Genomic DNA, 14,140 nt, shown 5'->3' with positions numbered 1-14,140 from the left:
GCACCATTGTTGTCGTGTCAGATGTCACGCGCCATCCCTGTCGCGCAGGCCGTATGAATCCGCCATGCATCTGATCATTCAGCGGATTTTACCCCAAGGCACCTCACTCCGATACCGCCAGCCCTGCGCGCTGGTTGCAGCCGCTCCCCCTGCGGCGACCACTCCCAGTGCAAGGCACCATCCAGCCCGACATGCCAGAGACACTCGACATGACGCGCCAGACGCTCCACCACGTCCGGATGCGGATGACCATGCGGATTGTAGCGACCGGCGCTGACAATCGCGTGACGCGCCGCCAGGCTCTCAAGCCAGACATCACCGCTGCTGGAGCGGCTGCCGTGATGTGCGACCACCAGCAACGGCAAGTCGCGCCCGGCCAGGCGCTGGCGCAGCGTCGCCTGCAACTCACGCTCCTGCTGCTGGCCGATATCGCCGGTCAGCAACGCCAGCGGGCGCGCGCCATGTGCTATCAAGACCACACAGGAGTGCGCGTTGTCACGTCGGACCTTCAACCCTGCTGGCGGCCACAGCATCTCAAGACGCACGGGCTGGCCCTGCAGCTCACCGAGGGTGATGCTGCGTCCGGCGACACACTCCCGCATCGCCACCTCATCGAGCCAGTTTACCTGACGCTCCAGTCGCGCCCGCTGCCCGGCCGGCACCCACAAGGCGGCGATCTCCTGGGCAGACAGGGCCTGCAGTCCACCGGCGTGATCGCCATCCCCGTGACTCATGATCACGCCGATAGGCTCTCCCGCCACGGGCATTACCCCCGGCAAACGGGCGCTGGCATTGCGCGATGCCGCCCCCAGGTCGTAACGCCAGTGCCTCGGCACCTGCCGTGACGCGCCTGTCGAGTCACTCGCGCTCGACGCCAGATGACTGTGCAGCGACAGCGCCAGCCCCTGCCCGACATCGTGCACCGTCAGACTGAGCGCGGGCGCCCGGGGCGAGAACGAGGCGTCTTCTGTCGCGCGCGTGCCGGCGTCCCGCCCGACGGTGGCCAGCGCCGCCGGTGACCACGGCAAGGCCAACACCGCCAGTGACAGCCCCCAGCAGAGTGCCACGCTGCCACACAGGCGCTTCAGACGGCCATCGAGGCCCGGCACTCCCTCCGCCAGCCAGGCACCCAGCAGGGCCATGACTGCGAGCGTCAGGATCAGGGCCGAGGGAGTGGCGTCCGACAGGCCCGCCGCCATTGGCGCCTGCGGCCAGCGCCCCTGCGTCGACGCAAGCGAAGACAAGGCATCCATCGTCTGCGCCATGCACTGTGCCAGCAGCTGCCATAGACCGCCGCTGAACACACCGTCGGCGAGCATCGCCGCGGGCCGTGACGGGACGAGTCCCGTGGTAAGCAACAGCTGCTCGAGCCCCGCCAGCCCCCAGCCCAGCATGCCAAGCGGCACGATCAATAGCGTCACCAAGGGCGCCATCAGCAGATTCATCGGCAGCGACAACCAGGACAGCTGGCCGCGCGAAAGCAGCAGGGCCGCACCCATGACCAGCGTCAGCAACCACTGGCTGCGCAACGTGGCCAGACACCAGCCGCGCATTCCCCGCGGTCGCGAGCGGCCCTGCCAGGCCAACAGCAACACCGCCACGGCGATGAATGACAACCAGGTGCCCGGGCGCCACAGCGCCAGCGGGTCTAGCCCCAGCACCAGAATCAGCGCCAGCATCCAGACCTGCCAGACACCCAGGCCGCTGCGGCCACTCGCCATCCAAAGCCCGACCGTCACCATCAAGGCGGCGCGCAGGGCCGGAGGCGCCAGGCCTGCCAGCAAGGCGAAACTCCAGGCCGCCAGACAGGCAAGCCACCAGGGCGCGACGCTGAATCGCCATCCGCCCGGTCGCCAGAGACGCAGCACGCCGAAACTCAGCCCCAGCACCAGGCTTGCCATCAATCCGACATGCAGCCCCGACACCACCGCCAGATGCGTCAGTCCCGTGGCGTTCAGCGTGTCCCAGTCGTCATGGGTCAGTGCCGAGACCTTGCCCAGCGTCAATGCTGCCAGCCAGCGACAGGGCGAACCCGGCCAGTCGACCAGCGCCTCGCCTCCACCTTTATCCTCGCCCTCGCCCTCGCCTTCGCCACAGCGCTGCCACAGAGCCTGCTCGGCATGAAGGCGCAGTGCTGCCAGCCCGCCTGGTGGCGCCAAGCGCTGCGCAAGGGACAATTGGCGCACGTAACCCGTGGCAACGATGCCTTCGCGCCATAGCCAGGCGACACGATCAAACTCCGCTGGGCTCGCTGAGCGCCCGAAGGCCGGGTTGCTGGCGCCATGAGGCGGCACCAGACGCACGACCATGCGCCAACGCTCACCGGCCTGCCAGGGAGTCGCCAGCGCCTGGCGTGTCGCTACATCGCGGGGCAGCTTGCGTGGCCAGTAGCGCCGAAGCTGGACCCGCTGATCCAGCAGTCGCTGACAGGCGGCCTGACGCCCGGCATCCGCGCCGGGGACCTCCGTCGTCTGGAAGAGATCACAGCGTGAGACACGCAGCACCAGGCGCACCGAGTCATCAGGCGTCGGCAGTGCGCGGTTGACCTGCTCGACCCGGCCTTCCAGCCACAACTCCTGGCGCGTCAACGCCTCCGCCATCACGAGCGGCTGCTGATGAAGGCCGATCACCAGCCCGACCCCCAGCGCTGCCGAGAGCCGCAGACTCAAGGCCCCAAGCCGAGAGCGGCGTGACTCAGCCTCGGGAGCAGGGTGCGCGAAAGCACGGGTGGGAATGGCGGCCAAGGCCCCCGCCACTATCAGCCAGCAGAGCAGCAAGGCGGCCAACAGCAGGTTGTCGCTCAGCGTCATGAAGGTGGCCCAGCCATGCGCCCCACCCTCTTGCGCGCCGAGCCCTGCCGATGAGCGTGACTGCCAATCCGCGCCCCACTCGCCCTGGCGTGACAGCCAGATTCCCGCCACCAGCCCCGCCAGCAGCTGGGCCAGCGAGGCCGGTGACAGCCAGAATCGAGTGGAATGGGACGATTTATTCACGGTGGCGCCTGACATGTTGCTGGCCTCTTGCAAGGTCGCCCATGGCGCAGCCCGTCAGGCATGGCGCGGGCTTTGCTGTACTCAGTGCCGAATCGAGACACGCGGGTTGCAGATCACGAATCGGTTAACTGCGCAGTCAGCATGGCAGTCCTGTAGCCATGTATGGATAATGGCCGGCGTTGAATGCCAAATGGCCAAGTCATGCCTCGTCGTCTACTCAAGCGGCTCATGCCGGAACCGGATGCCCTCAAGCGCAAGAAGTCGCTGCGCTTCATGCATCACCTGATCGCCGATCCCGCACTGTGGGCGTTGTCGCGACGCACTGTGGCCAATGCCTGCATGGTGGGGCTGTTCTGTGCGCTGCTGCCGATTCCCTTCCAGATGGTGGTGGCCGCCTTCGGTGCCTGGGCACTGCGCTGCAACCTCGCGCTGTCGGTGGGCCTGGTGTGGGTGACCAACCCGCTGACCATGCCGGTGGTCTACTACGCCACTTACCGCGTAGGTGCCTGGATGCTGGACACGCCCGCACGCGTGATGCCGGACCAGGTCTCCGCGGCCTGGTTCGCCAACCAGCTGGAAGACATCCTGCCCGCCCTGGCGCTGGGCTCGCTGGTCAGCGCCGTCGTCCTCGCGCTGCTGGCCAACATGCTGGTCCGCCTCTTGTGGCGCTATCAGGTGGTGCGCAACTGGCGCAGCCGCCGCAAGGCGCGCCTGGCCGCCAGGCGTTGCAGCAAGGAGCAGTCGTCACGCCAGAATGCTGAGCAGGACACGGACAAGCTCTGAACGCTGCCGACAGACACGCATGAAAAACGCCCCGCCATCTCTCGATGGCGGGGCGTTTGGCTTTCTGGCTAGCGTGAATCAGTCAGCGGTTCGACTCAGTCCTCGTGCAGCTTGCCGCCGTCCAGGCGCAGCACACGGTGCTGGTGCGCGGCCAGACCGTTGTCGTGGGTCACGATGATGAAGGCTGCCTGCGCTTCACGTGCGATGTCATCCATCAGCTCGAGAATGCGCGCCGCCGTGGTCTGATCCAGGTTGCCGGTCGGCTCGTCCATCAGCACCAGGCTCGGGTCGGTCACCAGCGCACGCGCGATGGCGACGCGCTGACGCTCGCCCCCGGACAGCTCGCCCGGCTTGTGGTCGGCGCGCGGCGCCATGCCGACCCGCTCCAGCAGCTTGCGCGCCTTGACGGCAGCCTCGGCGCGCTTGTGACCACGGATGATCAACGGCATCGCCACGTTCTCTTCGGCACTGAATTCCGCCAGCAGGTGGTGGAACTGATACACGAAACCGATGTGCTGATTGCGGAAGCTGCCCAGCGCCGACTCGCTGAGTTCGGACAGGCGCTGGCCGGCCACCTTCACGATGCCCTGACTGGGATGGTCCAGCCCGCCGAGCAGATTGAGCAGCGTGGTCTTGCCGGAGCCGGAGCTGCCGACGACGGCGACTCGCTCGCCGGCATGCACGCGCAGCTCCAGCTCGTCGAGCACCTGCACCTCTTGCGGGCCCTCATCGTAACTGCGACTCAGGCGCTCACAGATCAGCATCGGCTTGCCGTGGGCCTGACCCGGCGCGTGAGTGTCAGAAGCCGGCGTCGGCATGGCGGTGTCTCCAGCAGCAGAACGGATGGATGCATCAGACGGTGTCGACGGATTACTCATAGCGCAGCACCTCCGCCGGCTGGATGCGCGAGGCGCGCCAGGCCGGATACAGCGTCGACAGGAAGCTCAGCACCAGCGCGGAGCCGATGATGATGCCCATGTCGCTCATCTCGAGGCGCGATGGCAGATAGCTGATGAAGTAGACGTTGGGGTCCAGGAACTGGATACCGAAGGTCGACTGCACCCAGGCGATGATGTCGGAGACGCTCAGCGCCAGCGCCACACCGGCGATGGCGCCGATGATGATGCCCATCACGCCGATGGTCAGCCCCTGCACGATGAAGATGCCCATGATGGAACCGGGCCTGGCCCCGAGGGTACGCAGGATGGCGATGTCAGCGTGCTTGTCCGTCACCATCATCACCAGCGTCGAGACGATGTTGAAGGCCGCGACGGCGACGATCACCATCAGTAGCAGGCCGATCATGTTCTTCTCCATCTGGATGGCGGCGAACAGGTTGCCGTGGGTGCGCTTCCAGTCCATGCCGCGATACTGCGGCCCCAGCTGGCTGACGATGTCGCGGGTGACCTGATCGGCGCTGAACAGGTCATCGAGCTTCAGGCGCACCCCCTGGACGTCGCCTTCCTTGAAGCGCGCCAGCTTGGCCATGTCCGAGATATCGGTGTAGGCAAGGCTGGCATCGACGTCCGCGCCGACCTTGAAGATACCGGTTACCGTGAAGCGCTTGAGGCGCGGGAAGATGCCCCCGGGCGTGATGGAGGCCTCGGGCACCAATAGCGTGACTCGATCTCCCACGCCGACGCCCAGGTTGCGTGCCAGCAGCTCGCCCATCACGATGCCCCAGCTGCCGGGCGTGAGATCCGCCAGGCTGCCCTGCACCATGTGCTCGCTGATGATCGAGACCTGGTCCTCCGCGGACGGATCGATGCCGGTGACCAACGCGCCCTTGTTGCGGCCGTTGGTGGTGAACATGCCCTGTTGCTCGATATAGGGCGCCGCGCCGACGACATGCGGCTTCTCGCGCAGCTTGCCGGCCAGCGTCTCCCAGTCGGTGACGCTGTCACGCGCCTCGACGCGCACATGCGGCACCATGCCCAGCACGCGGGTGCGCAGCTCGTGGTCGAAGCCGTTCATCACCGACAGCACCAGAATCAGCACGGCGACGCCCAGCGACAGCCCCAGCATCGAGGTCAAGGAAATGAAGGAAATGAAATGGTTACGGCGCTTGGCGCGGGTATAGCGCAGGCCGATCAGAAAGGGTAGGCGATCCAGCAGCATCGAAGTCGATTCCTTGGGTCAGGGTCGCGGGCCATGATACGCATTCCGCAGGCTCGGCGCATGGAGCCATATTCGAACGCAGTTTGCCAGCCTTCGTCTGTGGCCAACATGAACCGCCAGCATGGCAAGACATGTGCACGTCAGACACCACAGGGCTAGCGTCGGCGCATGGCTCTGCTATCATCGCGCGCCGAGTCCGCGGCATTGCGGCTTGCGCCTTTATCGTTACCTCTTCATCAGGGAGATGCCCATGGCCACCCGTCTGCTCGCCGAATGGCACCCGCAGGACGCCATCCAGCTCAGCTGGCCCAGCCCGCACAGTGACTGGAGCGAGATGCTCGAGAGCATCGAAGCCACCTGCGAGGCCATGGTGATCGCCATCAGCCGCTATCAGCACGTACTGATCAGCGTCAGCGATGACGCCACCCGCGAACGCCTTGCCGCACGCTTCGCCGGTTTCGGCGTGCCCGCCGAGCGCCTGCATCTTTTCGTGGCGCCACTGAATGACACCTGGACGCGCGACCATGGCCCCATCACCGTCGAACGTGATGGCCAGCCGGTGCTGCTCGACTACACCTTCACCGGCTGGGGCGGCAAGTTCGAGGCCGCCCGCGACAACGCCCTGACCCGCGCCCTCGCCGCGCAGGGGGCTTACGCAAGCCCGGTGGAAAGCCGCGACTTCATTCTGGAAGGCGGCGGCATCGAGAGCGACGGCCAGGGCACCCTGCTGACCACCGAGGCCTGCCTGCTCAACGACAACCGCAATGCCGGCCTGAGCCGCGCCCAGGTCGAGGCGCAACTCAAGGCCGATTTCGGGGTCAAACGCGTGCTGTGGCTCGCCAATGGTCATCTGGAAGGCGATGACACCGACAGCCATGTCGACACCCTGGCGCGCTTCTGCGACCCGCGCACCATCGCCTATGTCCGCTGCGATGATCGCGACGACCCGCATTACCCGGCGCTCAAGGCGATGGAAGCCGAGCTTGAAGCACTGCGCGACGCCAATGGCGACCCGTACTTCCTGGTGCCGCTGCCGTGGCCGGATGCCTGCTTCGACCCGGACGACAGCCATCGCCTGCCGGCGACCTACGCCAACTTCCTGATCATCAACGGGGCCGTGCTGGTGCCGACCTACGCCGATCGTCACGACATGATCGCCCTCAAGGCCCTCGCCAGCGCCTTCCCCAAGCGTGACATCATTCCGGTCGATTGCCGCGCCGTGATTCGCCAGCATGGCAGCCTGCACTGCATGACCATGCAACTGCCCAAGGGCACGCTGGCCACCTCGAACACCTCTCAAGGAGCACTGTGATGACTGCTTCCCGCCGTACACTCAAGGTCGGTGTCGTCCAGCAACAGGGCTGGCCCGACAAGGACACAAGCCTGGCGGCCAGCGAAGCCGCCATTCGTCGCCTTGCCGCCGATGGCGCTGAGCTGGTGATGCTGCAGGAGCTGCATGCCAGCCACTACTTCTGCCAGACCGAAGACACCGAGATATTCGATCTCGCCGAACCCCTCGAAGGCCCGACCACCCAGCGTCTGGCCAGCCTGGCCGCCGAACTCGGCCTGGTGATCGTCGGCTCCATCTTCGAGCGCCGCGCGGCTGGGGTGTATCACAATACCGCCGTGGTACTCGACAAGGCCGCTGGCCTGGTCGGCACCTTCCGCAAGATGCACATTCCGGATGATCCCGGCTTCTACGAGAAGTTCTACTTCACGCCGGGCGATGCACCCAGCGCACAGTCCCCGCGCCGCGGCTTCGAGCCCATCGACACCTCGGTCGGCCGTCTGGGCGTGCAGGTCTGCTGGGACCAGTGGTATCCCGAAGGCGCACGCCTGATGGCGCTGGCCGGTGCCGAGATGCTGCTCTACCCCACCGCCATCGGCTGGGACCCGCGTGACGATGAAGCCGAGCAGACGCGCCAGAAGGATGCCTGGACCCTGATCCAGCGCAGCCACGGCGTCGCCAATGGCGTGCCGGTGATCGTCGCCAACCGGGTCGGTCACGAAGCGGACCCGACGCCTGCCAGCGAAGGCATCCAGTTCTGGGGCGGCAGCTTCATCTGCGGCCCCCAGGGCGAGCTGCTGGCGCATGGCGGCACCGAGCCCGAGGAACTGCTGGTCGATGTGGACCTGGCGCGCGGCGAAGATGTGCGCCGCATCTGGCCTTACCTGCGCGATCGTCGCATCGATGCCTATGGTGATCTCACCGAGCGCTATCGCGACCGCTGAGCCCATCGGGCTTTTGCAGGTGCCGGCCTGACAACAGCGCCCTGTCGAGATCACACAGACCCCCGCAGAGACAGGAGGGCGCCCAGCGTGGCGCCCTCTTCTGTTTCGGTCTGTCGGCGCCGGCGCAGCCGGCCTCTCCCGTCACTCCATCCGGGTGATTCAGTCTCTCGGAGCCCCTCTTCTGTCCGCGCATGCCGCCATGGTCTGACTTGCCATCCCGGTCACGCTAGGCTAAACAAGATAACGCGATAAAAAATCACGTCTCCCTTGCTGCAATCAGGACGCAGAGCATGCCCGAATACCAGTTGATGGCCAGAATAGAAGCGGCCTTCGATACGCAGATCAGTGCCGCCGATCAGGTCATCACCGCGGTCAGAGAAGAGAATTCGCCACTCTGGCGGCTGGATGGCGTCAGTGCCGATAGCGAATGGCTCAGCCAGGCGTTGCAGGACGTGTGGTATCAGGATGGCCAGGACGGCCGAGTCACCCGCCCCTATCTGGGCGTGGTCGCCGCAGGCCCGACGGTGATCGAGCGCGTCGCGGCGCTCAACGCCGCCAAGGAGCAGCTGGCGGAACTCTTCGCCGAGCTGCGCGAGAAGTATCCCGACCAGCTGGCCGAGCTGAAGGCGATTCTGCCCTTCCGCCATCCGGGACTGAATCAGCACCTGAGGGGCGATGGACTGGCGCGGCTGCATCTCAAGCAGTGCTGGCGACGAGTGCCGGTGGCAGAGGCGCCGGTGGCGCGGGTGCGCTTCGCCTGGTACAGCTCCGGGCGTTCGATCCAGCGCGTCAGCGTGGCGGAGTGTGAAGCCTTGCTGATGAAGCTGGATACCGAGGCCGAGCACGTACGCCTGCAGCTCAAGCTACTCGCTGGCTTGCCATCGGATGAGATTCTGGCCCGCATTCAGCCCCAGGCGCCGCTGATGCGCGCCAACCTGTTCTACCGTGAGCCGGTGATGCGCGAAGACGGCGAGCTACGTACGCGCCGCGCGCTGAATGTCTCTCTGCCGCTGTTCCTGCCGCATGATGACCTGCGCCTGCCCGCTCTCAACCAGCCAAGCCCGACGCCGCCCACCGAGCGCACCCGCGCCCGCCGCGGCGACGTGCGCATCGAGGACACGCCCTTCCTCAAGAGTCTGCGCGTGCATCGCTATCGCTGACCTCCAGAGCAAGAGAGCCAGAGAGCCAGAGAGACAGTCAGGCCGTGAAGACGCCTGCTAGAGGTCCAGCGCCGATTCGGGCATCCGCTTGAGGTGCATGCGGCGCGCCAGGCGAATCACCGGCTTGAGCGTCAGCTGCAGCGAGCCGATCACGAACAGCCAGATTCCCAGCGTCATCCACTCTTCCCAGAAGAAGCACACGCTGCCGATCGTGAACAGCAGGCCCAGCACCAGCTCATTGATGATGCTGGCCAGCTCATAACGGCGGTGAATGATCAGCTCCTCATGGCCGAGGCGCAGCGTGAGGTCCGAGGTCGGATCATCCTGCAGTGTCTCGCGTGACTGCGTGCCCGACTGGCGAGTGTCGTGTTGCTGCGAATCATCCTGCATGCGTGATTTCCTCAAGGCTCATCAACAAGGTTTCCCAGTTGGGAGCCCGACAACCACAAGGCCCCGACATCAATGATGTCGGGGCCTTGTGGTGTGCCTTCAAGTCAGCGGGCGCGAGGCTCGCGCCGCTCAGAACAGACGGTTGAGTCCATTCATGGCCGCGACCCGGTAGGCTTCCGCCATGGTCGGGTAGTTGAAGGTGGTGTTGACGAAGTACTTGAGGGTATTCGCCTCACCCTTCTGCTGCATGATGGCCTGACCGATGTGGACGATCTCGGACGCCTGGTCACCGAAGCAGTGGATGCCGAGAATTTCCAGCGTATCGCGATGGAACAGGATCTTGAGCATGCCGACGGTATCGCCGGTGATCTGGGCGCGGGCGGTGTCCTTGAAGAACGCCTGCCCCACTTCGTAGGGGATGCGCGCCTCGGTCAGTTCGGACTCGCCACGCCCCACCGAGCTGATCTCGGGGATGGTGTAGATGCCGGTCGGCACCTCATTGACGAACTTGAACTCTTCCCCCAGCAGGTTGGCCGAGGCGAAGCGGCCCTGATCGTAGGCGGCGGATGCCAGGCTCGGCCAGCCGATCACATCGCCCACCGCATAGACGTGGTCCAGCTCGGTGCGGTATTGATCATCGACGGTCAGCTGACCGCGGCCGTTGGCCTGCAGGCCGACATTCTCGAGACCAAGGCTGTCGGTGTTGCCGGTACGACCGTTGGCCCACAGGAAGGCGTCAGCACGCAGCTTCTTGCCGGACTTGAGGTGCACGACCACGCCGGACTCATCGCCCTCGATGCGATCGTATTCCTCGTTGTGACGCACCAGCACGCCGTTGTTGCGCAGGTGATAGGACAGTGCGTCGGAAATCTCGTTATCCAAAAACGACAGCAGACGATCACGCGTATCGATCAGGTCGACCTTGACGCCAAGGCCGGAGAAGATCGAGGCGTACTCGGAGCCGATGACACCGGCGCCGTAGATGATCAACGTGCGCGGCGTGTGCGACAGGCCCAGGATGGTGTCGGAGCAGTAGATGCGCGGGTGGCGGAAGTTGACGTCCGCCGGGCGGTAGGGACGCGAGCCGGTGGCGATCACGACCTTCTCCGCGTGCAGCTCCTCGACCCCTTCATGGGCATCGCGCACCACGACGGTGTGCTCGTCCTTGAAGCGCGCGGTACCGAAGAACACATCGATGCGATTGCGGGCGTAGAAGCGCGTGCGCATCTCGACCTGCTGCTCGATGGTGCGGCGTGAACGCTCCAGCACCTTGGGGAAGGAGAACCAGCGCGGCTCGCCGATATCGCGGAACATGCGATTGGTGTTGAACTCGATGATCTGCTTGACCGCGTGGCGCAGCGCCTTGGAAGGGATGGTGCCCTTGTGGGTGCAGTTGCCGCCCACGGAAGACTGAGCCTCGATCACGGCGACACGCTTGCCATGCTTGGCCGCGTTGACTGCCGCGCTTTCCCCTGCCGGACCGGTACCGATCACGACGACATCGTAGTTATAGACTGCCATGAGACTCGCTTTGCTCCTTGATTGTTCGTAGACCGGCCCTGACACGTACGGTCTCACCTCGCGGTGACACTGCCATGTCAGGGCCGGTAGCAGGCCTTGCGGCCGGCGGGCTCTGAGCCATCAGAGCAGAAATCAGCGACGTGCGGCGTCGTAGGCCAGATCGCTGGCCGGCTTGCCGCCACTCTCTGCCATCAGACGCTGGCGATCCTGCTCCTTCTCGCACTCCTCGTCCTTGCCGCCACAGATGTCACAGCCATCCTTGAGCCCGAGGTTGTTGAGACCACCGCAGGAGCCGGCGATCGGCTTGCGGCCCATCAGGACACCGACGGCCATCACGCCAATCAGCAGCAACATCGCGGCGAACACCAGTAACCAGATCGTCATGTCATTCCTCCCGGGGCATGGCCCCATTGTGAACCTCTCGCGCGGGTCGGCTCCAGCGCAGCTTGCTCCCTGTCGATCCTGTGGATCCTTCAGGACAGCATCCAGAAGATGCCATGCAATCTGAGCACCCGACCCTGTCGGAGGCGTGTCTCGACAGATGGCAGATGAGAAAACCCGGCCGGCTGCCTCTCGGCAGACCGGCTCTTGGCAGACCGGCTCTCGATAGACCGGGCTCAGGCGCCGGCTTCATCTGCGGGCTTCGTGTCGCCTGTCGCCGGCGCGTCCTTCAGGTAGGGCGCGAATGCCGGACTCCAGGACTGTTTGAAGCCATCATCCGTTTTGACAATGAAATAGGCGGCAATGTTCTCGCGATCTGCGATCGTCATTGCCTTCTCGGCGCCCAGCACGTTGAGTGCCGTGGCCCAGGCGTCCGCACTCGCGCAATCCGGCGTGATCACGGTGACCGAGGCCAGACTGTGCTGGATCGGTCGACCGGTACGCGGATCGATCGTGTGCGAGTAACGTACGCCGTCCTGCTCGAAATAGTTGCGGTAATCACCGGAGGTGGCAACCGCGGCATTGCCGGGATCGATGATCCGCTGCACCGAGCGCTCGAAAGACTTCGGCGCTTCGATGGCGATACGCCACGGCTTGTGGCCGGGCTTCTCACCCTTGACGCGAATCTCGCCACCGACTTCGACCAGATAGTTCTCGATGCCATTGGCCTCGAGCACATCGGCGACTCTGTCCACTCCATAGCCCTTGGCGATCCCCGACAGGTCGGCATACACCGGCTTGCGCTTGATCACCGTATTGCCATCGAGCTCCAGCGCCAGATGATCGACCTTCTCGAGCGCCTGCGCGATCTGTTCATCGCTCGGCGCCTTGTCGAGACGCTCATCCGGGCCGAAGCCCCACAGATTGACGGCCGGGCCGACGGTGATATCGAAGGCCCCGTCGGAGCGCTTGCCGATGTCCTGCGACTCGGCCAGCACCTGCGCCAGGCCATCCGACAGCGTGATCGGCGTATCCAGCGGCGCTTGATTCAGCTTCGAGAGCTCCGAGGCGTCCTTGTAGGTCGACATCTGCCAGTCGACCTTGTCGAGCGCCTCGAGGCTCGCCTGCTTGAGCGACGCCACCTCATCGGCGTCCAGGTCCGCAGCCACCGTGACATGGAACCCGGTGCCGAAGATGGGGCCGGCGAAGCGATGCAACTCAGGGTTGCTGGAATTTTCACAGCCTGCAACCAGCAGGGCCAGCCCCATGAGGGCCGGCCCTGCCAGTCGTCTTGCGACGCGTGACATCATCGATCAACCACCGAAGTCATCGAGCAGGATGTTCTCCGGCTCTACACCCATGTCGGTGAGCATCTTGACGACGGCGGCATTCATCATGGGCGGCCCGCACATGTAGTACTCGCAATCCTCAGGTGCCGGGTGGTCCTTGAGGTAGTTTTCGTACAGGACGTTGTGGATGAAGCCCGTCGGGCCTTCCCAGTTGTCCTCAGGCTGCGGATCGGACAGCGCCAGGTGCCATTCGAAGTTCTCGTTCTCTTCGGCCAGCTTGTCGTATTCCTCGTTGTAGAACGACTCGCGCATGGAGCGCGCACCGTACCAGAACGACATCTTGCGCTTGGAATTCAGACGCTTGAGCTGATCGAAGATATGGCTGCGCATCGGCGCCATGCCGGCACCACCACCGATGAAGACCATCTCGGCGTCGGTGTCCTTGGCGAAGAACTCACCGAACGGCCCCATCACGGTCACCTTGTCACCCGGCTTCAGCGAGAAGACGTAGGTGGACATCAGACCCGGCGGATGCTGGGAATTCGGCGGCGGAGTGGCGATACGGATGTTGAACTTCAGAATGCCGTACTCTTCCGGATAGTTCGCCATGGAATAAGCGCGGATGACCGGCTCTTCGTTCTTGTGCTGAACGTTGAACAGGCCGAACTTCTCCCAGTCACCACGATACTCCTCTTCGATGTCGAAGTCGGAGAACTTGATGTCGTAGGCCGGCGCTTCCAGCTGCACGTAACCACCGGCGCGGAAGTTGACTTCCTCGCCTTCCGGCAGCTGCAGGTTCAGCTCCTTGATGAAGGTCGCGACGTTCGGGTTGGCGGTGACGGTGGTTTCCCACTTCTTCACGCCGAAGATCTCTTCCGGCACTTCGATCTTCATGTCCTGCTTGACCGGGACCTGGCACGACAGGCGCCAGCCTTCCTTCTTCTCACCCATGGTGAAGTGGGATTCTTCGGTCGGCAGGATGGAACCGCCGCCTTCCGAGATCCGGCACTTGCACTGGGCACAGGAGCCACCGCCACCACAGGCGGAGGACAGGAAGATGCCATTGGCGGCCAGGGTCTGCAGCAGCTTGCCGCCAGCCTGGGTCGTCAGGGTGTTGGCGGGGTCGTTGTTGATCTCGATCTGGACGTCACCACTCGAGACCAGCTTGCTGCGTGCCGCGAGAATCACGAGCACCAGGCCGATAACGACCACGGTGAACATGACGACGCCGAGCACGATGATGGAGGTATCTACCATTTCGATTTCCTTATGC

General features: G+C 64.7%; 12 protein-coding genes. 4 read left to right on the top strand and 8 right to left on the bottom strand.

Annotated features, from left to right (window positions below):
• Window positions 1–74 precede the first annotated feature (74 nt).
• Window positions 75–2,993, bottom strand: coding sequence for a ComEC/Rec2 family competence protein (locus R2R70_RS01180; RefSeq protein ID WP_410977000.1), 2,919 nt, complete (start codon window positions 2,991–2,993; stop codon window positions 75–77).
• A gap of 201 nt (window positions 2,994–3,194) precedes the next feature.
• Between R2R70_RS01180 and R2R70_RS01175 the strand changes: the two genes are divergently transcribed.
• Window positions 3,195–3,776 carry a DUF2062 domain-containing protein gene (locus R2R70_RS01175; protein ID WP_043331907.1) on the top strand — a complete coding sequence of 194 codons (582 nt, stop codon included), beginning with the start codon at window positions 3,195–3,197 and terminating at the stop codon, window positions 3,774–3,776.
• 95 nt (window positions 3,777–3,871) lie between these two features.
• On the opposite strand, the gene R2R70_RS01170 is transcribed toward R2R70_RS01175, so the two are convergent.
• Window positions 3,872–4,594 carry an ABC transporter ATP-binding protein gene (locus R2R70_RS01170; RefSeq protein WP_054555014.1) on the bottom strand — a complete coding sequence of 241 codons (723 nt, stop codon included), beginning with the start codon at window positions 4,592–4,594 and terminating at the stop codon, window positions 3,872–3,874.
• Window positions 4,595–4,646: 52 nt separating this feature from the next.
• A complete protein-coding gene (locus R2R70_RS01165; protein ID WP_043332064.1) occupies window positions 4,647–5,891 on the bottom strand; it encodes a lipoprotein-releasing ABC transporter permease subunit in 1,245 nt (414 codons plus the stop codon).
• 253 nt (window positions 5,892–6,144) lie between these two features.
• On the opposite strand from R2R70_RS01165, the gene R2R70_RS01160 reads away from it, so the two are divergent.
• From R2R70_RS01160 to R2R70_RS01150, 3 genes are all read left to right on the top strand, one after another.
• On the top strand, window positions 6,145–7,206 hold the full coding sequence (locus R2R70_RS01160; protein ID WP_410976999.1) for an agmatine/peptidylarginine deiminase: 1,062 nt from the start codon (window positions 6,145–6,147) through the stop codon (window positions 7,204–7,206).
• On the top strand, window positions 7,206–8,126 hold the full coding sequence (locus R2R70_RS01155; protein WP_410976998.1) for a carbon-nitrogen hydrolase: 921 nt from the start codon (window positions 7,206–7,208) through the stop codon (window positions 8,124–8,126). The genes R2R70_RS01160 and R2R70_RS01155 overlap by 1 nt, the downstream gene beginning before the upstream one ends.
• A gap of 290 nt (window positions 8,127–8,416) precedes the next feature.
• Window positions 8,417–9,286: a DNA replication terminus site-binding protein gene (locus R2R70_RS01150; RefSeq protein ID WP_043331911.1), complete on the top strand. Its 870-nt coding sequence runs from the start codon at window positions 8,417–8,419 to the stop codon at window positions 9,284–9,286.
• A gap of 57 nt (window positions 9,287–9,343) precedes the next feature.
• Here the strand turns inward: R2R70_RS01150 and R2R70_RS01145 are convergent, their stop codons facing one another.
• The 5 genes from R2R70_RS01145 to nqrF form a co-directional block, all read right to left on the bottom strand.
• Window positions 9,344–9,676: a YrhK family protein gene (locus R2R70_RS01145; protein ID WP_054555017.1), complete on the bottom strand. Its 333-nt coding sequence runs from the start codon at window positions 9,674–9,676 to the stop codon at window positions 9,344–9,346.
• A 129-nt stretch (window positions 9,677–9,805) separates the two neighbouring features.
• Complete coding sequence (sthA, locus tag R2R70_RS01140; protein WP_043331912.1) at window positions 9,806–11,197, bottom strand: Si-specific NAD(P)(+) transhydrogenase; 1,392 nt, start codon at window positions 11,195–11,197, stop codon at window positions 9,806–9,808.
• A 132-nt stretch (window positions 11,198–11,329) separates the two neighbouring features.
• The gene (gene nqrM, locus R2R70_RS01135) at window positions 11,330–11,581 is read right to left on the bottom strand and encodes a (Na+)-NQR maturation NqrM (protein WP_043331913.1); all 252 of its coding nucleotides are present in this window, start codon (window positions 11,579–11,581) and stop codon (window positions 11,330–11,332) included.
• A 233-nt stretch (window positions 11,582–11,814) separates the two neighbouring features.
• Window positions 11,815–12,888: an FAD:protein FMN transferase gene (locus tag R2R70_RS01130; protein ID WP_410976997.1), complete on the bottom strand. Its 1,074-nt coding sequence runs from the start codon at window positions 12,886–12,888 to the stop codon at window positions 11,815–11,817.
• A 3-nt stretch (window positions 12,889–12,891) separates the two neighbouring features.
• On the bottom strand, window positions 12,892–14,124 hold the full coding sequence (gene nqrF / locus R2R70_RS01125; RefSeq protein WP_043331915.1) for an NADH:ubiquinone reductase (Na(+)-transporting) subunit F: 1,233 nt from the start codon (window positions 14,122–14,124) through the stop codon (window positions 12,892–12,894).
• Window positions 14,125–14,140 lie beyond the last annotated feature (16 nt).

The organism is Cobetia sp. SIMBA_158 (assembly GCF_046566945.1).
GTDB classification, from domain to species: domain Bacteria; phylum Pseudomonadota; class Gammaproteobacteria; order Pseudomonadales; family Halomonadaceae; genus Cobetia; species Cobetia amphilecti.
This window is presented reverse-complemented; position numbering and strand designations above follow the sequence as displayed.

Coding starts and splice junctions, on each gene's coding strand:
- R2R70_RS01175 (WP_043331907.1), top strand. CDS start 3,195: ATGCCTCGTCGTCTACTCAAGCGGCTCATGCCGGAACCGGATGCCCTC.
- sthA (WP_043331912.1), bottom strand. CDS start 11,197: ATGGCAGTCTATAACTACGATGTCGTCGTGATCGGTACCGGTCCGGCA.
- R2R70_RS01155 (WP_410976998.1), top strand. CDS start 7,206: ATGACTGCTTCCCGCCGTACACTCAAGGTCGGTGTCGTCCAGCAACAG.
- nqrF (WP_043331915.1), bottom strand. CDS start 14,124: ATGGTAGATACCTCCATCATCGTGCTCGGCGTCGTCATGTTCACCGTG.
- R2R70_RS01170 (WP_054555014.1), bottom strand. CDS start 4,594: ATGCCGACGCCGGCTTCTGACACTCACGCGCCGGGTCAGGCCCACGGC.
- R2R70_RS01130 (WP_410976997.1), bottom strand. CDS start 12,888: ATGATGTCACGCGTCGCAAGACGACTGGCAGGGCCGGCCCTCATGGGG.
- R2R70_RS01145 (WP_054555017.1), bottom strand. CDS start 9,676: ATGCAGGATGATTCGCAGCAACACGACACTCGCCAGTCGGGCACGCAG.
- nqrM (WP_043331913.1), bottom strand. CDS start 11,581: ATGACGATCTGGTTACTGGTGTTCGCCGCGATGTTGCTGCTGATTGGC.
- R2R70_RS01160 (WP_410976999.1), top strand. CDS start 6,145: ATGGCCACCCGTCTGCTCGCCGAATGGCACCCGCAGGACGCCATCCAG.
- R2R70_RS01150 (WP_043331911.1), top strand. CDS start 8,417: ATGCCCGAATACCAGTTGATGGCCAGAATAGAAGCGGCCTTCGATACG.